Here is a 20,530-nt window from a genome sequence, read left to right as displayed (position 1 = left end):
GATTGAAGCGGCTTGAAATTGCTCGAAGGTACCAAGGAATACTGAAGTGGTCCTGCTTTTTAGGACAGTTTTGCGGCTCAGCTAAGATGTAATCTGGTGGGTTTCATGCCGCCTTTTGATGTCGTTGTGTGTTGAAGAATGCGTCGTCTGGTGCTTGCTTGTCGAGGGCGGTGTGTGGCCGCTCGGTGTTGTAGAAGCTGATCCAATCTTTAATCACCCGTTTGGCTTGGAACCCGTCTTTCAGTTCGTGCAGATAAACAGCCTCCTGCTTCAAGGACCGCCACAACCTTTCGATGAAGATGTTATCGAGATATCTGCTGCGACCATCCATCGATATTTTGACGTCAGCCTCAGTCAAAGTGCTGATCCAGGCTGCACCCGTGAACTGCGACCCCTGATCCGTATTCATAATTTCGGGTTTACCATATTCGGCGATGGCTTCTTTCAAGGCTTCGACACAGAAGCTGGCATCCAATGTGTTCGATAGCCGGCACGCCAGCACCTTGCGCGTCGCCCAGTCCATGATCGCCACCAGATATAAGAAGCCACGTCGCACGGGGGTGTAAGTAATGTCACTGCACCAAACATGATTGGGTCGCGTGATCGGCAGGTTTCTCAGCAGGTAGGGGTAAATGCGATGCTGAGGATGCTTCTTGCTGGTGTTCGGGCCTTTGTAGATGGCCTGTAGCCCCATGACACCCATCAAGCGGCGCACACGATGCCGACCTGCATGGAACCCGTTTCTGGGCAAATAAGCTGCGCTCTGGCGGCTGCCAAAGAACGGGTATTTCGTGAAGACCCGATCAATCTCGTTCATCAATTCCAAAGTCTCAGCATTCACACCGACCGGCGTATAATAAAGCGACGACCGGCTAATATTCAGCAACTTGCACTGCTTGGTCAGGCTCAGATCTGTGCGGTCAGCGTTGATCAGCGCCTTGCGTTCGGTCGGGCTCATCGCTTTAGCCCTTGTGACAAAAAATCGTTTTCGACCGCCAGCTTTCCGATCTTCGCGTGAAGCTCTTTGACTTCGGCCTCGTTATCTTCGGCCCGCCGGACCTTATCGGAAAATACCCCGGTCAGCCCATCAATGGCCTGTCGCTTCCCCGTCGTCACCTGCGTTGGATGAACTTTGTGCTTCGCTGCAATCTCTTGCGCGGGCTTGTCACCACGGAGCGCCTCGAGCGCGACAGTAGCTTTGAACTTGTCTGAAAAACTGCGTCTCTTCGTCATTTGTGTATCCTATCTTCAAGGTTGGATACATCTTAGCACGCTGTCCAGTTTTGCCTGACCACTTCACATCGCCGCGATGCAGCTTTCACATTGCTGACATTCATGCGCAGTGCAGCATTTTGTCGGCTGGAACGTCGGTCTGCGGACTTAGTGACCAACCCCACCCCGCAGTGGTAGATGGCCGCGTTGCAGGAACACTTGCGGGCCGAGACAATTCTCTTTTGGACCAAGGGTGTGGTTGCAGCGAATTAATATAGCACCCGAACCGGCGTGAGACATCCGATCATCTAAGGGTTTTTGCGGACCAGCAGATGAGATTACCGTCTTGTTCATCCACCCTTTGCCCTGTTTTCACAAAACCATTTCGGGCGAGAACAATCTGGGATGCGGTGTTGTCCATACTACATTCCGCTATAACTTCATGGACGCGCTCGTCGTTCCGCGCCCATGTCAAAAGTTCAGCCAGTGCTCGACTGGTTACGCCCTTCCGTTGACGTGTTGGGGCCACTCCATACCCGATCTCGATCCCACCTTCTACGTAAGGTTTTACAACGGAGCAGATACCCGCAACCTCACCATCTTCGACAAACATCCACGCAGCGGGAGTAAAATCAGCTGCGATTGAGGAAGCAAGTGATCGCAAAGTTTCGAGAACGGCGACTGGAGCCACTGGGCTATCGGGGAGCCGCAAACCACGCGGGGGCAAACCTAAAATGATTTCAGAAAAATCGTTGTCTTCCATCGCCACGAGCATTCAGTATTCCTCAATTCGCCACCCGTATTTGGGTATTTTGCCCCCAGAGTAAGTTTCCCCAAGTGGCCAGCCGTTCCGGGCTAAGTCACCTATAACGGGTCCATAAACAAGAAATTTTTCGCCAACTTGCATTAGGTTACCCTACAATCACTACCATTCGCCGCGTCGCAGAATTTTGGCAAAGTGGGCTCGAAGCTGCCGTTCGCTGCGGAGCCTTCGAATGCCCGCTATGGGCGGAGAGCGGACGTTCGCTGCACAACTGCAATAGTTAAGCCGGATACGCCAAAGCAGACATCCGTTAAAGCTTTGTGGGAGATCATGCGAGCGTTCATTGACGACAAAGGCAAGTAGGTTCCCTGCGCACGATGCTGGGCAGGGTCAAAGACACCTTCGACTTGGACCCGGAACACATCACTGCAGACACCGCATACGGATCAGGTCCGATGCTGGGTTGGCTGGTGGACCGCAAGATCGCGCCGCACAAGCTAGTTCAATCTATCCGACGTAGCTTTTCGGTGAGGACCCAACCAAATTTGAACTCGCCACTTTCGTTGGAATATCTAATAAGTGAATATCTGTTATCTGGGTTGCTGACATGACCTAGATGTACTCTGGCACCTTCATCCAATACGCCAAGTCTTTTAGCTTCCTTGCTTGGGCTTTCTCTTATCGAAACACCGCGACTATCTTGCGATATTGTGTCAAATACCTCAACTTCAACAAGCTGTGGAATCGTAATCTGCGGCCGACTATCATTTAGCGTAATTACAATTCTCGGAGGCAATGGCTCTAAGGAAGGTTCTCCAATGGGCGGTGTGTTTTCGGATGCGTTGCTCGCAGTGATCACGACTGCAAGTGATGCTACACTGACCATCGTTTGAATGAATGTTAATGCCAAGATTGCTTTCTCTGACCATTTCAATCCTGCTTTCTCAACTTCTTGCCTTACAGTGGCTTCAGAGGCAGGTTGCAAAGAATCGACAATTTCAATCGGCGTTTTTTGCATTCCATGCAGTTTTGCCAGATAGCGCCCAAGTTGGCGGGAAGTTAAGCCCGCTTGAAGAACCTTCTCTGCACCGTCTTGTCGGCGTAGTATTGAAATACTTTGGTTCAATTCTTTGCTAAGCAGAGCAGCTGCGGGCTCATGGTTGCGCGTTGATCTTGTTTGTGGTGGGTCAGCGCGCTCTGGAACTCCAGCCGAGCCGTCGCCGCCGGCAATTATAGGTTCATGACTGCCAGCAGCCACAATAGCTGCAACTATTGATTGAACAGGAGATAGAACTTGATCACGAAAAATGGATTGAATTTTCGAAACACTGGTGCGCAATACTCCCAGTACCGATAAATCAGAAATTCTTTTAGGCTGGCTTGCAGCCCAGTTTTCAGCAAACCAGCCGTACAGTAAAGCTTCATCACTCGGTCGCAGTATCGGCAGCTTTTGTAGCGCTGGCGTATTCGGAAATGCGCTAAGGAGTTCATTTCGAATTTGATTTAATGCAATGCCGCTCATTCAATTTTTCTCTTCATTAACTCTCAAGATCAATTGTTAACGAACATTTCGCAAACATTAATATCCGTGAAAACGGTAGCTGGTGCTCGCCATCTTCGCAACAAGTTCGGTAGCCAACATTTTTCCAGAAGTCGCGTATTTTTCGCTCAGATGTTTCCGACTGTGGGGGCGGGTTTCCGTATCAGCAGCAGATCACACACTGATACCGCGAGGGTTGCAAGATATTGCGTGGCTCCTCGTTACCAACGTCCAGAACGCCCAAGGTCCGCTTTCGGAAAGCTGTGTTACAACGACAGACCATTCCATGAATGTCCGCTTTGGGCCGTTCACTGCGCCCGACACTGAGGGCGGACAGCAGACCTACGCCGCAGTAGCGCAGTATAGGTCCACTGTATGAGAAAGCGGACGTTCAGCAGCACGTGGCACTTTCAACCGCAGCTAACGGCAGCAAAGAGCCCAACCTGTTCGCTCGTCAGAGTGCAGCGAATGTCTGGTTAGGCCATGACGTTCGCCTAATCGCTGTTGATTGTAGTCAGGTTTGTTGGTGCTTCATGCGCGCCGATGCAAAGGCGGTGATCGCCGAGCACTTGGATAACACGGCAATGCCCAGCTTGCCCCTTATCGTCCGCAGTTGCCATCCGCGCCAGTTCCTTGCGAAGCTGCGCAAGAAATTTCATGCGTCGGTCCACTGCCGCGAGCTGCTTTCGCGCGATCTCATGGGCGGGCGCACAATCTTCGGTCGGCTCTTCGGCCAGAGCCATCAAATCCGCGATGTCATCGAGTCCGAATCCCAATTCCCGCGCATGGCGCAGGAATGCCAGCCGTTCAAGCGTGGCGTCGTCGTATCGCCGCTGCCCGCCTTCCGTGCGCGCAGGTGACGGGATTAGGCCACGGCTTTCGTAGTAGCGGATCGTCGTCACCTTCACGCCCGTCTGGCGCGACATCTGCCCGATTGAATACTCTTTCACATTTGCCCCTTGAAGCTACAGTCGCTGTAGATCGTATCTACAAGGAAAGAATACGAATCGAAAGGAGCCACCGATATGGGACACGGCCATCATCATCACGTCGACGCGCAAGCGGGCGACCGCCGCGTCTTCGCAGCCATTGCGGTCAATATGGGGCTCACGTTCGCGCAGGTCATAGGCGGTATAATGTCCGGATCGCTGGCTTTGATCGCGGACGCGCTGCATAACTTTTCCGACGCGATCTCGCTCATCATCGCTTTCGGCGCGCGCAAAATAGCGCGAAGGCCACGGGATGCGGAGATGACTTTCGGATACGGCCGGGTCGAGGTTGTGGCGGCACTCATCAACTATACAACGCTCATCGTGCTCGGCCTCTACTTGCTTTATGAAGCCGCGATGCGCTTTGCCGAACCTCAGGATGTTGAGGGTTGGATTATCGTCGTCATAGCAGGTATCGCGCTGGTCGTGGACTCGGTAACCGCTGCACTGACCTACGCCATGTCGAAATCCAGTATGAACATCCGTGCGGCTTTTCTGCATAATGTGGCAGACGCGCTCGGTTCTGTGGCTGTGATCATCGCAGGCACGCTGATCCTACTCTATGATTGGCGGCTGATCGACCCTATCGTGACGGTTCTGATCGCAGGCTACATCCTGTGGCAATCGTTCCGCGAGATTGGCCCGGTCATTCGTATCCTGATGCTCGGCTCCCCGCCCGAGATCGAGACTGATGCGGTTCTCGATACGGTGCGCAGCATCGACGGCGTGACTGGCATCCACCACGCACATTTCTGGCAGATGGACGAACATCGCGCTGCGCTGGACGCTCATATCGTCATTGCGGAGGGACGCTGGAATGACGCAGACGCTGTAAAGGACCGGATCAAGGCCGCACTGTCTGAACTATACGACATCGAGCACACCGCTTTGGAGCTGGAATGTGCGCGCCACGCTTGCAATGACCCATCCGAGTTTGGGGGTCGGGGACATGGCGAGGACCAGCACGGATGACCGATTTTGTTCCCGTCACGTTGATCATCGCCCTTTTCTGCGAAGCTGCGTTGATCGCGATGCTGGTCTGGTCGATCTTTGTCCCGGATCGCCGCCTCTGGCCCCCTCGGCAGGTGAGTTGGTATAGTCAGATCATAGTTTGGATGCCCACCATCGCGGTTTTCGGCAGCGCAATTATCGTGGGCCTGATTCAATGGAACGCCTTAGGCTGACCCCTTTGGCTTCGAGGGACTATCGGACTGCCGTTGATCCTTGCAGGTAACGTAGTGGTCTGGACTGCGGCTTTGGGTATCGGCATGGACGCAACGAGCGGTGCGGAAGCGGAGCTTAAGACTGATGGTTTCTACCGCTGGTCGCGAAACCCGCAATACGTCGCCGACATGGGCATACTGCTTGGATGGGCAATCCTGTCCGCCGCTCCGTCTGCATGGGTCATCGCGATAGGCGGCGTAGTCGCCTTCGCACTCGCACCCTTCGCCGAGGAACCTTGGCTCGAAAAGGTCTACGGTGCACCTTACCGTAAATACCGCACCCGCGCTCCACGTTTCTTTGGCTTGCCGAAATAACTATGGTTTCATCAACAGCGGACATACGGCCAATGTCGGGTTTGTCCCGCACTGCTGCCGTTCGTCTCACTCCTCGGCGCTGATGTTGTTTGCACACGCGGCGAAAGACAGGTTTGAGCCGATTCTGTGGAAAAACACCGTGTTGCAGGCGCAGAAAATATTGCTTAGAACACAGCGCGAGCGCCTTTCTTGTCAGGCTTTGCACGTTTGCTGCGGTGCAGGAAAGATCTTGACCATATCGCGGGTTTGCGGCGAACGGCGGCTATTGAAAGTCTGACTACATGCAAAGTGTCCATCACACCCCAATTTCGGGACGCCTCTCCGCTAGCGGTTCTCAGCCATCCGATATCTTACAGAAGGTGAATTGTGGCTCGGAAACAACTCTGGCACCTCGCATTCCGTTTTCGAGAGTAGGATCCGCAGCGAATATCTGAGCGCGTTCAACGGTGTCCCATTGAAGAATAACCGTCACGGAATTGCTGTCAGCCGGATCTACCAAGATTTTGTATGCAACTTCGCCGACGCTTTGCCGAGTTGCTAGAGCGGCGTCGAAAACGGATTTCCAGTCCACGTAGTCAGCAACTTGATGCTGAACGATCATTATTGCGTCTTGCGCGGCGCCGATCTGACAATGACCGAGGGAAAGGGTAGTCGCCAATGACATTGAGTTGATGATTGAATGTGCCATTTACTCATAACTTCCTTTTTGAATGACAGCGGCGGCTCAGACCGACGCACCAGACGCAGGCTTACAGCGCGCCGTTTTTGAGCCAGGCGGCGCAAGACTCACCAAGTTCCTTGACAGCATTTTGCTCATAACGTTCGCTTGTTTCTCCTGACAGTGTGTCTTTCCAGCGCCCGTTTGTACCTTTGTGAATGAATGTTTTCGCACCGCCATCCCAGAAAGCACCGCCCAGTGGTACAGAATCTGCGGCATGGTTTTTCATGTAGTCGAATGAACAATGATGTAGAATTTTCTCCATCAGGTCGGGCGTCACCTCGATGTCGAGGAATGCGGCTATTTGGGCAATCTGACCACGCAAATCATGCTTGAGATCTGCAAAGTGAACGAGTTTCACGTTGGGTTGATCGCGCAACTCCCACCAGCTGCGGACATTCTCCCAATAGGGCCAGAATGGCGCTCCGTCATTGTCCAGCCAATGCGTGAAATATGCTGCAGCCCTTTTGGGCGGGACTCCAATCTCGGGGCCGACCCGCCCGGGCGTGTTGTTTAGAGTCTCGTACCACATCGCGTTCGCGTTGCTGTGGTGATTGTGCAAGGACCACACCAAATCCCGGGCGTCGCGCCCGACATAGATGTATTTGGCCTTTTGCGAGAAGACCAAGGCATCAACCGGCAAATGGGTTTTCAGAAACCGGCGATGCGTCTGTGCGGCAATTGCCGGAAGCTTAACCTCTTTCGGTGGCACACGAAGGTCAACCCAAGGCGACATTTCCGAGATGGGTAAGTCCGTCTGACCCTGAAAGATCAGCTGGCTTACGATCTGCTGCATCCAGGAGGTGCCCGACTTTGCATAGGTCGCGATAACGATGTCATCGTCACGGAAATCGATATCGTTCCAGACCGTACTGTCCATATGGTGGTTGTGAATTTCGCGGGTTTTGGTGGGTAAGGCGTCCATGTTTAATTTCCTTTGTTGAAAGTGTCGCATGGACAATATGAGCCACGGCCAGCGGTCGTGGGTATGTCTGCACTTGCAGAGTGGTTAGGCATCCGTGCAGGATGCTCTTAGGGGTAAGCAACAATGCTGGACTGGAACGACATCCGCATCTTCCTTGCTGTCGCGCGAGAAGGCTCTACTTTGGCGGCTTCAAGAAAATTGAACATCAACCAGACGACGGTTGGACGGCGCATGCAGGCGCTGGAAGCGGCGCTTGGGCTGACGCTGTTCGAGCGCGATACCAGAGGGTACACACTCACTGCTCAGGGCAGAAACATGCTGGAAGTGACTGCAAGCATGGGTGAAGCAGCCGAAAGCGTCAAAACGCGGGCCAATCAACTCGGAAGGGCATCAAGCGGAAAAATACGCGTGACTGCAGCCCACTCAAGTATGGCGCATTGGATGCTTCCGCTAATATCCGAGTATCATAAAAAAAATCCAGACCTGCAATTTGAGACGAATTCAGCCGAGAGCTACATATCATTGGAAAATGGCGAAGCAGATGTTGCTTTGCGTGCCGCTGACAAAATATCGGGCGACACATTGGTTGCCAGAAAACTTCCCCCGGTCAGGTGGGGCATTTACTGTAGCAAGTCATATTTGGCTGCCAACGGCATTCCGCGCTCCATTGAAGAGCTAAAGGAACACCCCTACCTGCGTTTCCCTGATGCAATGGTGAATGGCGTCCAAGCTATGAGTTATGTAGATCAGCATATGGATAAATCAAAAATTGTTAGCACCGTGGATTCTGTTGTATCCATGGCTGCATCGCTTCGCACTGAAGAGGCGGTCGGAGCGCTTCCCTGTGTCGAAGGTGATCAATCGTCCGAGCTTTTAATGTGTTTCACAGACAATCAAATGCAAAGCGGGCTTTGGCTTGTTGCATCTAAGGAGGCGTACCAGGAACCACGTGTACGCAAATTCATGAAATTTGTTGCCGAAAAATTTCCGCAGGATGGCAGTAAGGCAAATTTCTAAAAGCAGTAACAAAGCCATTGCACAGTAGGCAATTCTTCGAAGATCTTCAAAGCTGATCTGGCCAGAGATTTACCCGGGCCAAAAAAACTGAATTGAGAGGTGGATTGCTAGTATGCTTCCTAGTCCGCAGATCGAACGATCGCGATCGTGGGCGGCCCGGCAACACCAGCATCCTCCATCCCAGCTTGAAGAACGGGTGATGCGAAATATGCGTTCGCAGCGGCCACGTCTGTGAACCGATGCAGGACGTAAACCATGTTTGGGCTTTCAATATCTCGCAGAACCTCTTCTTCCAGAACTCCGCCCGCCCTCTGTTCGTCAGCAAAACCATCATAGACAGCGCGCCATTGCTCATAGTCAATCACTGGATGGCTAGCGATCACCAGAATTGTTCCGTCTTGTGCAAACCCTGCCGATGGCATTGCAAAAAGTAGCGTGGCCACTGCAGCACGTAAGTTACTCATCATGTCATTTCTCCCGTAAATCTTTAGCAGCCGGGATCGGCAGCCTAGCTCTAAATTGCACCGCCGGAATGCAGCGCGCTATTGGTTCGAATGGCTAGCTGGGCTGCAAATTCGCAGGTGTCTTGCTTGCGATGTCAATCCTTGCGATCAATTCACCGCCAAGCCGCATAGGTCGGTTGAATTCTAAACGTCAATAATGATCGACGTTGACATGTGTTATCCGAAGCGGACACCGGACTGTCCGTAGTCAGGGTTTTTGGGACCAATGGCGGCCTAAACTAAGAGAGAGTTTGGCTCATCTTGGGTCTCCTTTTCTCCGGTACGTGCCTCTGGGGCACGACGCCGGGATTAAAATGGCGGCAAGAACATCATCCGCGCCTCATGGCTCGAGATTGCGCCAGCGGCGGCCATCGCGATGGAGCAGCATCAACGTGTCTTCCGGCCCGGCGCTGCCGGGGTCATAGGGGGTGCGTCTTTGGCGGGCGTCCTCCCAGCCGCGGATGATCGGATCGACCCAAGCCCAAGCGGCCTCGACCACCCGCATGCCGCTGGGACCCGGCTACTTGATCGTCGTGCGTGGGGTGATGCCTTCGTCGGGTAGCAGCCGGATGATCAACGCATTGCCTCGGCGACCTTCCAACTTGGGGAAGGTCATATGCGGGGGATCGCGGAAGGTGATGGCGATCTCGGAAGTGCGGGCCCGTAGCTTCTTTCCGGCCCGCAGGTGGAAAGGGGTGCCGGCCCACCGCCAGTTGCTGATGTTCACCTTCATGGCGATGAAGCTTTCGATCAGCGTCTGTGGATCGCCGGCGTGATCGCAATACCCGCCTTCGCCGTTGGCGGCGCGGTATTGCCCGCGTGCGATGCAGTCGGGTGCGACGGGATCGAGCGCCTCGATTACCTTGAGCTTCTCGTCGCGCACCGCGTCGGGCTTGAGGCGCGACGGCGGCACCATCGCAGTGAGGCACAAGAGCTGCATCAGGTGGTTCTGCACTTTATCGCGCATGGCACCGGAGCGGTCGTAATACTCCCCCCGCCATTCAACGCCGAGGCTTTCGGCCACGGTGATCTGCACGTGGTCGATATGCGTGGAATTCCACAGCGGCTCCCAGAGCGCATTGGCGAAGCGCAGCACCATGAGGTTCCGCACCGTTTCCTTGCCCAGATAATGGTCGATCCGTTAGATCTGTCCTTCATCGAATACGCGCCGCAGGTCGGCATTCAGTGCCTTGGCTGAGGCAAGGTCGTGGCTGAAGGGTTTCTCCACGACGATGCGGCCTGAGGCGTGGCAAGACCATGTACGTCCAGATTGTCGGCGATCGCACCGAATTGCGCAGGCGAGACCGACAGATAGAAAGCACGCGCCGCCTCCGGCCGCAGATGTTCGCCCAACTCGCGCCAGCCCGCCTCGCCGGTGGCATCGACGCAGACTCAGTGCAGGGTCTTTAGGAAAGCGGCGATCTGGGCGGGCTCTTCAGCCGACCTCGGCGCAAATTCCTTCAGGCTTTCTCTGATCAGTTCAACAAAGGCGTCGCGGGTCATCTCGCTACGAGCGGCCCCGATGATGCGGGCTTCCGCGGGCATTTGTCCCACCACAAATCGGTGGAACAGGCCCGGAATTATCTTGCGCCGAGCAAGATCACCGGTCGCGCCGAAATTGACGAGGTCGAAAGGGTCAACGGGGATGACGCGCGATACCATGGCGTCAGCCTGCCGACCGGTGGGGGGCGTGGCCGCCGACGCCGTTCCGAGCGAGTTTGGCGGTGCTAACCTTATGGCGCTTTCGGCCAAACTGGACTTGCAAAAACTGTGGTGGCGCCAACATTACAGTTCCCAAAATAGGACGGCGGGGGAAGTGATCTGCCTGTCAGAGGTCTTGGGCCCAGGGGGGATCGGCACCGGCGCGTGAGACGGTGACGCCAGCCACCTTTGCGCCATAGGCCATCGCTTCCTGCAGCTCTTGCGCCGACAGGGAGGCCAGTGCTTCTTTGCTGAGGTGCCCTGCGTGAGCCAGCTTGGCCAGAACGCCCGCGTTGAACGTATCTCCGGCCCCGACAGTATCGACTATCGACACTCGCGCGGCGGAGACCTGCACCTCCGTGCCGTCCGACAGATATCCGGTCGCCCCCTCGCCACCGCGGGTGACGATCACCACGGCGGGTCCCCGCTTACGCAGAACGGCGACCCTTTCGGTTACCGATGATCCATCGGGAACGATCCAGGCCAGATCCTCGTCGGAAACCTTGACGATATCCGTTTGTGTCAGCATAGCGTCCAGACGCGCGCGATAGCGCTCGGCATCTTCGATGAAGCCGGGCCGAATGTTCGGATCCAGCATGACCGCGCGGGTCTTTCCCTCGCGCGCCAGAAGCTCGGCATAGGCCTCCGCGGCCGGTTCGCAGGCGAGGCTGATGCCGCCGAAGAAGAGCGCGCTGAACCGATCTGGTACCGCGGGCATATCTGCGCCCGTCAACATCCGCCCGGCGGAGTTTTCGTCGTAGAAGCTGTAGCGGGCCTGTCCATCGATCAACTGCACGAAGGCCAGCGTTGTTGAGCGGTCCGAGCGGATCGCCAGACTGGCGTCCACATGGCTGGCCTTCAGCGCCTCTACCAGTTGGGCGCCGAAAATATCCGTCGAAAGGCCGGTCAGCAGGCCCGCGTCGGCCCGCAACCGGCCAAGCGCAATGGCGGTGTTGAATACCGCTCCGCCGGGATTGGGGACAAAGGCGTTCTGCCCCTTCGCCGTCGGGGCGGGGAGCATGTCGATCAACGCTTCGCCGCAACATAGGATCATCTCAAGCCGCTTTCCCGTTCAAGAGGCTGCGCAGAACCGAACGGACATCGCCGGTCCAGACCGCCTCGACCTGCCGGGCGAAGGCCTGCGCGAAACGCTCCTGTTGCCCGAGGCTGCCGAAGATCTCCGTCAGGTCCAGAAAGGCTGTTGGCCTCCGGCGGGACTGGCGAGCCGCTTCGCGCAGCCGCTCGGCACGCGGATCATCCAGCACATCGCTTTCCGCGCAATAGCGGCACCACAGCGTCACTTCGAGTGCCAGCGCGTCGAGCGGCCCTCCAGTGTTCAGTGCATCCGCGATGGTGGGAAGGATGAACTTGGGCTGGCGGTTCGAGCCGTCCTGACAAAGCCGGGCGATGGTGTCGCGCACCTCTGCATTGGCGAAACGGTCGAGGCAGGTGGCGAGATACTGCTGGTAGTCCACGCCGGGGATCGGTGCGAGGACGGGAATGACCTCTGTCCGCATCAGTTGCAGGATCCAGTCAGCGATATCCCTGTCGGCAACCGCCTCATGCACACAGTCATAGCCCATCAACGCCGCGGGATAAGACAGCGCGGCATGGCTGGCGTTGAGAATGCGCAGTTTCATCGTCTCATAGGCGGCGATGTCGTCCACGAATTGCACGCCGACCTTTTCCAAGGCCGGTCGGCCCAGAGGGAAGTGATCTTCCATGACCCATTGCGTGAAAGGCTCGCAGACGACGGGTGCAGCGTCGTTAATGCAGAAGGTCTCGGCCACCATCGCGCGTTTCGCTGCTGAGGTGGCGGGCGTGATACGGTCGACCATCGAATTGGGGAAAGCGAGATCGTTCGTGATCCAGTCCTGCAGTTTGTCAGACACCAGTCCAGCCAGCCCGCTCAGCGCTTGGCGCGTGACATGGCCGTTCTCGGGAATGTTGTCGCACGACAATATGGTGGGCGGTGGATGCCCCCTTTCACGGCGCCGGCGCAGCCCTGCAAGCAGGATGCCGAAGACCGTCACGGGGCTTTCGGGTGTCGATGCGTCATGCCGAATGTCCGGATGCGCAGCATCGAAACTGCCACTCGCGGCGTCGATGAAATAGCCGCCCTCGGTGATGGTCAGCGACACGATGCGGATCTCGGGGCTGGCGATCCGTTGGATGATCGCCTGCGCGTCGATCGGGCAGAAATCGATCATCGCGCCGGTCACGCGCGCGTTGTAGGTTCCGGGGCTAAGTTCGACCACAGTGGTCAGCCAGTCCTGCGCCTCCAAGGCGGCGCGGCGTTCGGCGTCAAAGGGCATGACGCCAGCGCCCACGATGGCCCAGTCGTGCCCCTCGCCAAGGTCAAATAGCCGGTCCAGATAGACAGCTTGATGAGCGCGGTGGAAGTTGCCCATCCCAATGTGCAGGATGCCGGGCGACAGAATCCGCGCGCTTATAGGACGGCACTGAGACTCGTTGCGGAAGCTGTGGAAGCGTGGAAAGCGAAAGATCTGTCGTCATGTCAGCCCGCCCGAACCAGGGTGTTGTCGTATGTTGCGTCATTCGATCCGTAGGCCCTTCGCGTCGAATTTGTGAATTTGGTCGGCCCTGGGGGACAGGTGGATCGTGTCGCCATGGCTCAGGGTGACCTCGCCCAAGGCCCGGACCGTCAGGGTCTCGGCAAGGCCGGTATTGTGGATGTGAAAGAAGGTGTCGGAACCCAGATGCTCGGCCACGCCGACGGTGCCCTGCCAGGTGCCTTCCTGTGCTACGACATCAATATGCTCGGGCCGGATGCCGATGATATTAGCACCGTGTTTGGCGGCTTCCGGGCCCTCGATCAGGTTCATCTTGGGCGAGCCGATGAAACCCGCCACGAAGGTGTTGCGCGGAGCGCGGTAAAGTTCCAGCGGGCTGCCGACCTGTTCGATGTGGCCTGCCCTGAGCACCACGATCTTGTCGGCCATGGTCATTGCCTCGACCTGATCGTGGGTGACGTAGATCATCGTCGTGCGCAGGCGCTTGTGCAACTCGCTGATTTCCAGCCGCATGCCCACCCGCAGTGCCGCGTCGAGGTTCGACAACGGCTCGTCGAAAAGGAAGGCTGCCGGTTCGCGCACGATGGCGCGGCCAATGGCCACCCGCTGGCGCTGGCCGCCCGACAGCTGCCCAGGGCGACGGTCGAGGTAATCGGTGAGGTTCAGGGCCTTGGCCGCCCCTTCGATGCGGCGCGCCTGTTCGTCCTCGGGGACACCGGCCATCTTCATCGGAAAGGCGATGTTCTTGCGTACCGACATATGCGGATAGAGCGCGTAGGACTGGAAGACCATTGCCAGACCCCGTTTCGCTGGTGGCACATGGGTCGCATCCTGGCTGTTGATGCGGATTTGCCCGCCGGTGGTGTCCTCCAGCCCCGCGATCAGCCGCAGCAGGGTCGACTTGCCACAGCCCGAGGGGCCTACGAAGACCGTGAAATCGCCGTCTTCGATGGTCAGGTCCAGCGGCGGGATCACCTCTACATCGCCGAAACTCTTGGAGACCTTGTCCAGTGTGATACGTCCCATTGTTCCCGTGTCTCCTATTTGACGGCGCCGAAGGTCAGACCGCTGACAAGTTGTTTCTGGCTGAACCAGCCGAGGATGAGGATTGGCACGATGGCCATGGTCGATGCCGCGCTGAGCTTGGCGTAGAACAGTCCCTCAGGGCTGGAATAGCTGGCGATAAAGGCCGTAAGCGGGGCCGCCTTGGCCGCCGTCAGGTTCAGCGTCCAGAAGGCTTCGTTCCAGGCAAGGATGAAGTTCAGCAGCAGGGTCGAGGCGATCCCGGGCACCGCCATCGGCGTCAGCACGTAGAGGATTTCTTCCTTCAGGCTGGCCCCATCCATCCGCGCGGCCTCGAGGATCTCGCCGGGGATTTCGCGGAAGTAGGTGTAGAGCATCCAGACGATGATCGGCAGGTTCATCAGCATGAGGACGATCACCAATCCAGTGCGGCTGTCCAGCAGGCCCAGTTTGATAAAGATGAGGTAGATCGGGTAGAGCACTCCGACCGCCGGCAACATCTTGGTAGAGAGCATCCACAGCAGGATGTCCTTGGTCCGCTTGGACGGCACGAAGGCCATGGACCACGCGGCGGGGACGGCAACCAGAATGCCCAAGATGGTCGATCCGCCCGCGATGATGATGGAGTTCCAAAGAAAGCGGGCATAATCCGACCGCTCGAGCACCGTGGCGTAGTTCGCCAAGGTCCACTCGAAGCCGATGAAGACCGGCGGGTCGGCGATTGCCGTAGCCTCTGTCTTGAAGCTGGTGAGGATCGTCCAGAGGATCGGAAAGAAGATCAGCAGGCCCACCGTCCATGCGGCGGCGGTATTGATGATCTTGCGTCGTGATGTGACTGCGCGTGCCATGATGGTCTCCTCACTTATCGAGGTTCTTGCCAACCATGCGCATCAGGAAGATGGCGATGATATTGGCGAGGATGATGGCGTAAACACCGCCGGCGGAGCCAAGCCCAATGTTCTGGCTTTCCAACACGCGCTGATAGATCAGGTAGGTCAGCGTGCGGGTGCCAAAGGAGCCTTGGGTGGTGACGAAGATCTCGGCGAAGATGCCCAAAAGGAAGATCGTCTGGATAAGCACCACAACAGTGATGGCGCGGCCCAGATGCGGCAGGGTGACATAGGCAAATCGCTGGAGCGGGGTCGCGCCATCCATTTCGGCGGCTTCCGACTGCTCGCGGTCAAGCGACTGGATCGCGGTGAGCAGGATCAGGGTCGCGAAGGGCAGCCACTGCCAAGAGACGATCAGGATAATGGACTGCATCGAGGCCTGGCTCAGCCACTCCAGCGGGGTTGCGCCGAAGAACTTCCAGATATGCGCGAAGAGCCCGTTCACCGGGTCCATGAACATATTCTTCCACACCAGTGCCGAGACGGTGGGCATCACGAAGAAGGGTGAGATCACGAGGATACGGACAATACCTTGGCCCCACATCGGCTGGTTTAGCAAGATCGCCAGCAGGACACCGAGAACCACGGTGATGATCAGGACCCCGCCGACGATGATCAGCGTGGCCGATACCGAGGGCCAGAAGGCGCTGGAGGTCACAAAGCGGAAGTAGTTGTCGAACCCCACCCAACCCAGATCACCGCCGCGCAGAGGCAGGTATTTCTTGAACGAAAACAGCAGGGTCATGACCAACGGGACAAGCATCCATCCCAGCAGCAGGATCACGGCGGGTGCCATCATCAGGCGGGCCGCGGATCGGGAGTTTTGAGTCGCCATGGCTGATCTCTCCTGTTGACGGCCCCGGGGCCATCCTTGGATCAAACGGTGAATGCGCGAAAAAGAACAGGGGGAGCGGGCGGCGCGTTGTGTACCGCCCGCAGCGCGCCGCGTCAGTAGCCGGCGGCGTCCATCTCGTCGAGCGTCAGTGTCTGCGCCTTTTCAAGCGCCTCTTCGACCGATTGCTGCCCGGCCAGTGCGGCGGAGATTTCCTGGCCGACCTGCGTGGCGATACCTGCAAACTCCGGGATCGCGACGAACTGCACGCCGGTATAGGGCACGGGCTTTACCGACGGGTTGGTCGGATCGGCGGCATTGATTGACCCCAGTGTCATTTCCGCAAAGGGGGCGGCTTCCTGGTACTCGGGGTTCTCATAGAGCGAGGTGCGGGTGCCGGGGGGTACATTGGCCCAGCCTTCCTTCTCGGCGACCAGCGCGGTGTAATCCTTCGAAGTCGCCCATTCGATGAAGGTCTTGGCTTCCTCGGTTGCATCCGATCCGGCCGGAACGGCCAGCGACCAAGCCCAGAGCCAGTTGCCGCGACGTCCCAGCCCGTTATCTGGCGCCAGGGCAAAGCCGACCGTTTCGGCTACGGTTGAATCGTTGGGATTGGTCACGAAGGACGCTGCGACGGTGGCGTCGATCCACATCCCGCATTTGCCTTGCTGGAACAGCGACAGGTTCTCGTTGAAACCATTGGTCGAAGCACCCGGAGGGCCGTAGTTTTGCATCAGGTCCATGTAGAAATTGACCGCCTCGGTCCATTCCGCACCGTTCAGTTCCGGCTGCCAGTCCTCATCGAACCAGCGCGCTCCGAAGGAGTTCGCCATGGCCGTCAGGAAGGCCATGTTCTCCCCCCAACCGGCCTTACCGCGCAGGCAAATGCCGTAGATCTCGTTTTCCTTGTCGGTCATCGCAGCGGCGGCTTCCTTGATGAATTCCCAGGTCGGCGCCTCCGGCATTTCCAGACCGGCCTTCTCCATCAGGTCCTTGCGGTACATGACCATCGAACTTTCGCCGTAGAAGGGCGCGGCATAGAGCTCGCCATCCACGGTCAGACCGTCGCGGATCGCCGGCAGAAGGTCATCCGCGTCCCATTCATCGGACATGTCGTTCAGGGACACGAGCCAGCCCTGCTGGCCCCAGATCGGAACTTCATAGGTGCCGATTGTCATCACGTCGAACTGGCCGCCCTTGGCTGCCACGTCCTGCGTTACGCGCTGGCGCAGAACGTTTTCCTCCAATGTCACCCATTCGAGTTTGATATCCGGATGCTGTGCCTCGAACTCCGACGCCAGACCCTGCATGCGGATCATGTCGCCGTTGTTGACGGTGGCAATGGTGACGGTGGTCTCGGCGAAGGCGCCCGCGGTGGTCAGCGCAGAGATGGCCGTCGCGGCATATAGCGATTTGAGCTGGGACATTTGTTCCTCCCTGAACGTCCAATGTGGAGAAACCCTACGACCTGACCTTGCGCGCAGTCAATTTATTTTTAACGCGCGTAAATACTAACCAATTTATTGTTTGGTGATTGTAGCTTAGGCAGAGTCGCGCAGCACGAGCTTGCCTTCGAAGAGCGTCTCGTCGCGCTCGGGAGGCGTTTTTCCAGTGTCGATGATTCGAAAAAGCGAGCTTACGGCGCGCTCCGCGATAGCCGCATAATCCTGTGCAATCGTGGTCAGCGATGGGCAGGTGAACCGCGAGAAAGGGTGGTCGTCATGCCCCGCGATGCGGATGTCGCAATCCGCACCATGCCCGACCTTGCGCCCAAGCTTGTAGGCTGCCGACAACATGCCAATCGCCAGTCGGTCGTTACTGCACAGAACGGTGTTGGTTGGAAAGGCCCCGTCGCGGATCAAGGCGCCCCCTTCGGACTGGCCGATTTCCTCGAAATCCCAACCGCTGCCTTTCGCCTGAAAGATATGCGGGGCAAATCCGTGGACCTCCATGCTCCGCTGATAGGCCTGGCGCCGTTTGATCGCATTCGGATTGGATGGGGTTTCCATCTCGAAAAGACAGGGCGGCTCACCACTGCGACAGAGGTATTCGACGATCAAGCCGACACTCTGGAAGTTGTCGGTGCCGATAAAAGCCGCCCCCGTATCGCTGATATTAGCATCGAAGAGCACCATTGGAACATCCTTGCCGAACTTCTCGATGGCTTTGCTGTCGGACCCGCGCCCAAAAGGTGCCAGTAGGACACCGGCTGGTTTCAGCGACCGCAGAGATTCCAGGTTTTCCGCCTCGAGTTCCGGTTTGCCATGAGAGCTGAGCAGGATGGGGCTGTAGCCCACCTCAATGCAGGCGACCTCTACGGCACGTCCGATCTCGTTGAAAAACGGGTCCGCGAGGTTGGGCACGATGACCCCGATGTTCCGGGTCGTCTGCCGGTTCTGGTTCATCGCATAGACATTCGGCCTGTAGTCATGCTTTTCCAGCGCAGCCTCGATGCGCTGTCGGGTCGACTTCAGGACGCTGTCAGGATTATTGAAATACTTCGAGAGCGTAGGCCGGGAGATGCCGCTGATGGCCGCGAACTCTTCCATGTTGCGGATTTTAGTTGGGGCCATGTTGCGCCTCGATTTCAGGATTTATACGCGCGTAAAGTTCATTGTTTGCATACTTGAGGATCCGCAGCGAGGTCAAGGTTGCGGCTTTAGCCCAGCCGCCTGCAATGCAAGGCTGCGAACTGCGTGAACTCAACTTGCTCAAGTCGGCCAAACTTGCGCGTCATGCTCAACGGTTCTTTAGGGTAGGCAACTTTCCCTCCCCCCACAATTTCGCGAACCGTAAGTCAGGGCCGGTCGTGTAGATCCCGCTCTACGCGCTATATCTCGCTCGCTTCGGAAATTGCCAAGGGGTCTTCAAGTTGGACTCCGCTGCGCAATTAACGAACGACCGGTCTGGTGAAGCTGCGCCGCGGCGCCGGAGCTGGTAATGAATGGCCGGTAAGGGCCGTTCGCGCCAAAATCAGTACAGTTCGCGAGTTACCCGTTCGTCCGGCAACGGCGCTAACTTGTCCTTAGATCCTGCACTTTATCTTTGTTCGACAACGCTGGTTGCGCCCTCCCGCAACCAACAAACAAGGGCCTCGACGCGTTAGTACGCTCGGGGCTTTTTTCTAAGTGTCCGACTGGTGTCCGGATCCGACACAGGTGTCGTGTGAGCACAGTGTTAGCTGAGCATGGCTGCCATCCGCAAGTCGATCGGGGCGAAGACACTGGATCCAAAACTGCTGACGGCGGCGGAGAAGCTGCAATATGAGGGTTTCCAGCGCCGCCAGCAGACCAACCGGATGGTGCGCCAGATGGCCAATGACGGCACTCCCATCAGACGCATTGTGCGCCTTACCGGGCTGAGTCGAGGTCTGGTCCGCCAAATCGTTCGCGGCGAACGTGAGGACGTTTTCCGCATCCGCGAGAGCAGCCTGACCCTCTGGCTGCCACAGTTGAAGCGGGAATGGGCGGGCGGCTGCCGGAACGGCGCCGAACTCTGGCGCCGGCTGCGGGCAAGTGGATTCAAGGGCGGCCGTCGTGTTGTCGGGGAATGGGCCACACGCCAGCGCCGCGCCGAGCAGGCCGTAGGATCAGCATGGATGGGAAAGGCGCATGGCGCGACAACCGCATGATCGAAAGGCTCTGGCGATCGTTGAAGTATGAGTGCGTCTATTTGAACGCCTTTGAAACAGGTTCACAGGCGCGAGCTGGTATCGGAAAGTGGTTGGCCTACTACAACGTGGAACGACCCCACTCGGCACACGGCATATTGACCCCAGACGAGTCCTATGAAAGCAAAACAGAACCAATGAGCTTAGCAGCCTAAATAAACCCCTGATCCATCTTAACAAGGCTGCAAACTGGTCGAATTTCTAGGACCACCTCCCTACACCGCGCTCCGCGACCGCCTCACACATCGTTGCCACATTCTCGAGACCGGCAATGACAGCTACCGGTTCAAAGCCAGCTCCGCGACAGCCAAGAAGAAACGAAAGGAGACCGCGGCATTGACGCCATCATAACGCAAAGAACATAAAAACTGGGTGGGTCAAGTCTCGGTGACAATGCCGGGCCAGTTCTCGGTGACAATCAACACTCTGGCTCGACGGCGACGCATGGGGTGGAACACAAGTTTTTCGACACCTCGTAGACCAAGCTACCGACGGCTAGCCCACCTTTTGCGCTGAGCTTCCGCAATGCGCTTACGACCTTCCGCAGTTTTTGGTCCTGTAGACGCGCCACCGTGGAACCAGCAGCGGCACTTTCCCGGCATAACTGGTAATTTGCAAGTTGATCCCTTCCGGGTTTTCGCTCCACACCTCGCTCGCGCCGAAGTTGGCAACGGA

Annotated in this window: 19 protein-coding genes and 5 pseudogenes; 8 read left to right on the top strand and 16 right to left on the bottom strand. The window is 57.2% G+C overall.

Annotated elements, in window-relative coordinates:
• Positions 1-103 precede the first annotated feature (103 nt).
• Positions 104-1,233 (bottom strand): IS3 family transposase gene (locus AC1965_RS12850; protein WP_483884256.1). Its coding sequence is split into 2 segments (ribosomal slippage): positions 104-960 and positions 960-1,233, totalling 1,131 coding nucleotides; the frame shifts between segments, so codons are not numbered across the junction.
• A 283-nt stretch (positions 1,234-1,516) separates the two neighbouring features.
• Positions 1,517-1,987 carry a GNAT family N-acetyltransferase gene (locus tag AC1965_RS12845; RefSeq protein WP_483884255.1) on the bottom strand — a complete coding sequence of 157 codons (471 nt, stop codon included), beginning with the start codon at positions 1,985-1,987 and terminating at the stop codon, positions 1,517-1,519.
• Between the two features lie 335 nt (positions 1,988-2,322).
• On the opposite strand from AC1965_RS12845, the pseudogene AC1965_RS12840 reads away from it, so the two are divergent.
• Positions 2,323-2,469, top strand: a pseudogene (locus AC1965_RS12840) (IS5/IS1182 family transposase); the annotation flags it as partial.
• An 8-nt stretch (positions 2,470-2,477) separates the two neighbouring features.
• On the opposite strand, the gene AC1965_RS12835 reads toward AC1965_RS12840, so the two are convergent.
• Together AC1965_RS12835 and AC1965_RS12830 are read right to left on the bottom strand one after the other, a co-directional pair.
• Positions 2,478-3,497 (bottom strand): hypothetical protein, encoded by a 1,020-nt coding sequence (locus tag AC1965_RS12835; RefSeq protein WP_483884254.1) that lies wholly within the window; start codon positions 3,495-3,497, stop codon positions 2,478-2,480.
• A 512-nt stretch (positions 3,498-4,009) separates the two neighbouring features.
• Positions 4,010-4,465 carry a MerR family transcriptional regulator gene (locus AC1965_RS12830; RefSeq protein ID WP_483884253.1) on the bottom strand — a complete coding sequence of 152 codons (456 nt, stop codon included), beginning with the start codon at positions 4,463-4,465 and terminating at the stop codon, positions 4,010-4,012.
• 75 nt (positions 4,466-4,540) lie between these two features.
• On the opposite strand from AC1965_RS12830, the gene AC1965_RS12825 reads away from it, so the two are divergent.
• Genes AC1965_RS12825 through AC1965_RS12815 form a run of 3 tightly spaced genes read left to right on the top strand, consistent with a single transcriptional unit; the run spans position 4,541 to position 6,042 of the window.
• Positions 4,541-5,476 (top strand): cation diffusion facilitator family transporter, encoded by a 936-nt coding sequence (locus AC1965_RS12825; RefSeq protein WP_483884252.1) that lies wholly within the window; start codon positions 4,541-4,543, stop codon positions 5,474-5,476.
• Complete coding sequence (locus AC1965_RS12820; RefSeq protein ID WP_483884251.1) at positions 5,473-5,688, top strand: hypothetical protein; 216 nt, start codon at positions 5,473-5,475, stop codon at positions 5,686-5,688. Before AC1965_RS12825 ends, AC1965_RS12820 begins: the two co-directional genes overlap by 4 nt.
• A gap of 33 nt (positions 5,689-5,721) precedes the next feature.
• Positions 5,722-6,042: a methyltransferase family protein gene (locus AC1965_RS12815; protein WP_483884250.1), complete on the top strand. Its 321-nt coding sequence runs from the start codon at positions 5,722-5,724 to the stop codon at positions 6,040-6,042.
• A 334-nt stretch (positions 6,043-6,376) separates the two neighbouring features.
• Here the strand turns inward: AC1965_RS12815 and AC1965_RS12810 are convergent, their stop codons facing one another.
• Together AC1965_RS12810 and AC1965_RS12805 are read right to left on the bottom strand one after the other, a co-directional pair.
• Positions 6,377-6,730, bottom strand: a complete 354-nt coding sequence (locus AC1965_RS12810; RefSeq protein WP_483884249.1) for a hypothetical protein — start codon at positions 6,728-6,730, stop codon at positions 6,377-6,379.
• Positions 6,731-6,791: 61 nt separating this feature from the next.
• Positions 6,792-7,685: a sulfotransferase domain-containing protein gene (locus AC1965_RS12805; protein WP_483884248.1), complete on the bottom strand. Its 894-nt coding sequence runs from the start codon at positions 7,683-7,685 to the stop codon at positions 6,792-6,794.
• A gap of 123 nt (positions 7,686-7,808) precedes the next feature.
• Between AC1965_RS12805 and AC1965_RS12800 the strand changes: the two genes are divergently transcribed.
• The gene (locus AC1965_RS12800) at positions 7,809-8,702 is read left to right on the top strand and encodes a LysR family transcriptional regulator (RefSeq protein WP_483884247.1); all 894 of its coding nucleotides are present in this window, start codon (positions 7,809-7,811) and stop codon (positions 8,700-8,702) included.
• 119 nt (positions 8,703-8,821) lie between these two features.
• Here AC1965_RS12800 and AC1965_RS12795 read toward each other — a convergent pair whose 3' ends face one another.
• The 9 genes and pseudogenes from AC1965_RS12795 to AC1965_RS12755 all read right to left on the bottom strand — a co-directional run bounded on the left by AC1965_RS12795 (position 8,822) and on the right by AC1965_RS12755 (position 18,758).
• Positions 8,822-9,169, bottom strand: a complete 348-nt coding sequence (locus AC1965_RS12795) for a putative quinol monooxygenase (RefSeq protein WP_483884246.1) — start codon at positions 9,167-9,169, stop codon at positions 8,822-8,824.
• Between the two features lie 376 nt (positions 9,170-9,545).
• Positions 9,546-10,867 (bottom strand): annotated as a pseudogene (zwf, locus tag AC1965_RS12790) (glucose-6-phosphate dehydrogenase).
• Positions 10,868-11,033: 166 nt separating this feature from the next.
• The gene (locus AC1965_RS12785; RefSeq protein ID WP_483884245.1) at positions 11,034-11,960 is read right to left on the bottom strand and encodes a carbohydrate kinase family protein; all 927 of its coding nucleotides are present in this window, start codon (positions 11,958-11,960) and stop codon (positions 11,034-11,036) included.
• A 1-nt stretch (position 11,961) separates the two neighbouring features.
• Positions 11,962-13,317: a mannitol dehydrogenase family protein gene (locus AC1965_RS12780; RefSeq protein WP_483884244.1), complete on the bottom strand. Its 1,356-nt coding sequence runs from the start codon at positions 13,315-13,317 to the stop codon at positions 11,962-11,964.
• Positions 13,318-13,461: 144 nt separating this feature from the next.
• Positions 13,462-14,466 (bottom strand): ABC transporter ATP-binding protein, encoded by a 1,005-nt coding sequence (locus AC1965_RS12775; protein ID WP_483884243.1) that lies wholly within the window; start codon positions 14,464-14,466, stop codon positions 13,462-13,464.
• Positions 14,467-14,480: 14 nt separating this feature from the next.
• A complete protein-coding gene (locus tag AC1965_RS12770) occupies positions 14,481-15,311 on the bottom strand; it encodes a carbohydrate ABC transporter permease (RefSeq protein WP_483884242.1) in 831 nt (276 codons plus the stop codon).
• Positions 15,312-15,321: 10 nt separating this feature from the next.
• A complete protein-coding gene (locus AC1965_RS12765) occupies positions 15,322-16,188 on the bottom strand; it encodes a carbohydrate ABC transporter permease (RefSeq protein WP_483884241.1) in 867 nt (288 codons plus the stop codon).
• A gap of 113 nt (positions 16,189-16,301) precedes the next feature.
• Positions 16,302-17,612 (bottom strand): ABC transporter substrate-binding protein, encoded by a 1,311-nt coding sequence (locus AC1965_RS12760; RefSeq protein ID WP_483884240.1) that lies wholly within the window; start codon positions 17,610-17,612, stop codon positions 16,302-16,304.
• 114 nt (positions 17,613-17,726) lie between these two features.
• The gene (locus tag AC1965_RS12755; protein WP_483884239.1) at positions 17,727-18,758 is read right to left on the bottom strand and encodes a LacI family DNA-binding transcriptional regulator; all 1,032 of its coding nucleotides are present in this window, start codon (positions 18,756-18,758) and stop codon (positions 17,727-17,729) included.
• A 611-nt stretch (positions 18,759-19,369) separates the two neighbouring features.
• Here AC1965_RS12755 and AC1965_RS12750 point away from each other — a divergent pair.
• From AC1965_RS12750 to AC1965_RS12740, 3 pseudogenes are all read left to right on the top strand, one after another.
• Positions 19,370-19,795: pseudogene (locus tag AC1965_RS12750) on the top strand (ISL3 family transposase); the annotation flags it as partial.
• Positions 19,762-20,010 (top strand): annotated as a pseudogene (locus AC1965_RS12745) (integrase core domain-containing protein); the annotation flags it as partial. The pseudogenes AC1965_RS12750 and AC1965_RS12745, both read left to right, overlap by 34 nt.
• Positions 20,011-20,074: 64 nt before the next feature.
• A pseudogene (locus AC1965_RS12740) lies at positions 20,075-20,206 on the top strand (ATP-binding protein); the annotation flags it as partial.
• 134 nt (positions 20,207-20,340) lie between these two features.
• Here the strand turns inward: AC1965_RS12740 and AC1965_RS12735 are convergent.
• A complete protein-coding gene (locus AC1965_RS12735) occupies positions 20,341-20,457 on the bottom strand; it encodes an HGGxSTG domain-containing protein (protein WP_483887039.1) in 117 nt (38 codons plus the stop codon).
• Between the last annotated feature and the right edge of the window lie 73 nt (positions 20,458-20,530).

The sequence above is a fragment of the Sulfitobacter sp. KMM 9851 genome (assembly GCF_057178245.1).
The sequence above is the reverse complement of the archived record's forward strand: the minus strand, read 5'-3'. Positions and strand labels throughout refer to the sequence as shown.

What these genes read in the sequence shown, in the direction of transcription:
- AC1965_RS12785 (WP_483884245.1), bottom strand. Translation starts at nt 11,960, where the DNA reads ATGATCCTATGTTGCGGCGAAGCGTTGATCGACATGCTCCCCGCCCCG.
- AC1965_RS12755 (WP_483884239.1), bottom strand. Translation starts at nt 18,758, where the DNA reads ATGGCCCCAACTAAAATCCGCAACATGGAAGAGTTCGCGGCCATCAGC.
- AC1965_RS12735 (WP_483887039.1), bottom strand. Translation starts at nt 20,457, where the DNA reads ATGCCGGGAAAGTGCCGCTGCTGGTTCCACGGTGGCGCGTCTACAGGA.
- AC1965_RS12820 (WP_483884251.1), top strand. Translation starts at nt 5,473, where the DNA reads ATGACCGATTTTGTTCCCGTCACGTTGATCATCGCCCTTTTCTGCGAA.
- AC1965_RS12775 (WP_483884243.1), bottom strand. Translation starts at nt 14,466, where the DNA reads ATGGGACGTATCACACTGGACAAGGTCTCCAAGAGTTTCGGCGATGTA.
- AC1965_RS12765 (WP_483884241.1), bottom strand. Translation starts at nt 16,188, where the DNA reads ATGGCGACTCAAAACTCCCGATCCGCGGCCCGCCTGATGATGGCACCC.
- AC1965_RS12780 (WP_483884244.1), bottom strand. Translation starts at nt 13,317, where the DNA reads ATGGGCAACTTCCACCGCGCTCATCAAGCTGTCTATCTGGACCGGCTA.
- AC1965_RS12770 (WP_483884242.1), bottom strand. Translation starts at nt 15,311, where the DNA reads ATGGCACGCGCAGTCACATCACGACGCAAGATCATCAATACCGCCGCC.
- AC1965_RS12810 (WP_483884249.1), bottom strand. Translation starts at nt 6,730, where the DNA reads ATGGCACATTCAATCATCAACTCAATGTCATTGGCGACTACCCTTTCC.
- AC1965_RS12845 (WP_483884255.1), bottom strand. Translation starts at nt 1,987, where the DNA reads ATGCTCGTGGCGATGGAAGACAACGATTTTTCTGAAATCATTTTAGGT.
- AC1965_RS12800 (WP_483884247.1), top strand. Translation starts at nt 7,809, where the DNA reads ATGCTGGACTGGAACGACATCCGCATCTTCCTTGCTGTCGCGCGAGAA.
- AC1965_RS12760 (WP_483884240.1), bottom strand. Translation starts at nt 17,612, where the DNA reads ATGTCCCAGCTCAAATCGCTATATGCCGCGACGGCCATCTCTGCGCTG.
- AC1965_RS12795 (WP_483884246.1), bottom strand. Translation starts at nt 9,169, where the DNA reads ATGATGAGTAACTTACGTGCTGCAGTGGCCACGCTACTTTTTGCAATG.
- AC1965_RS12835 (WP_483884254.1), bottom strand. Translation starts at nt 3,497, where the DNA reads ATGAGCGGCATTGCATTAAATCAAATTCGAAATGAACTCCTTAGCGCA.
- AC1965_RS12825 (WP_483884252.1), top strand. Translation starts at nt 4,541, where the DNA reads ATGGGACACGGCCATCATCATCACGTCGACGCGCAAGCGGGCGACCGC.
- AC1965_RS12805 (WP_483884248.1), bottom strand. Translation starts at nt 7,685, where the DNA reads ATGGACGCCTTACCCACCAAAACCCGCGAAATTCACAACCACCATATG.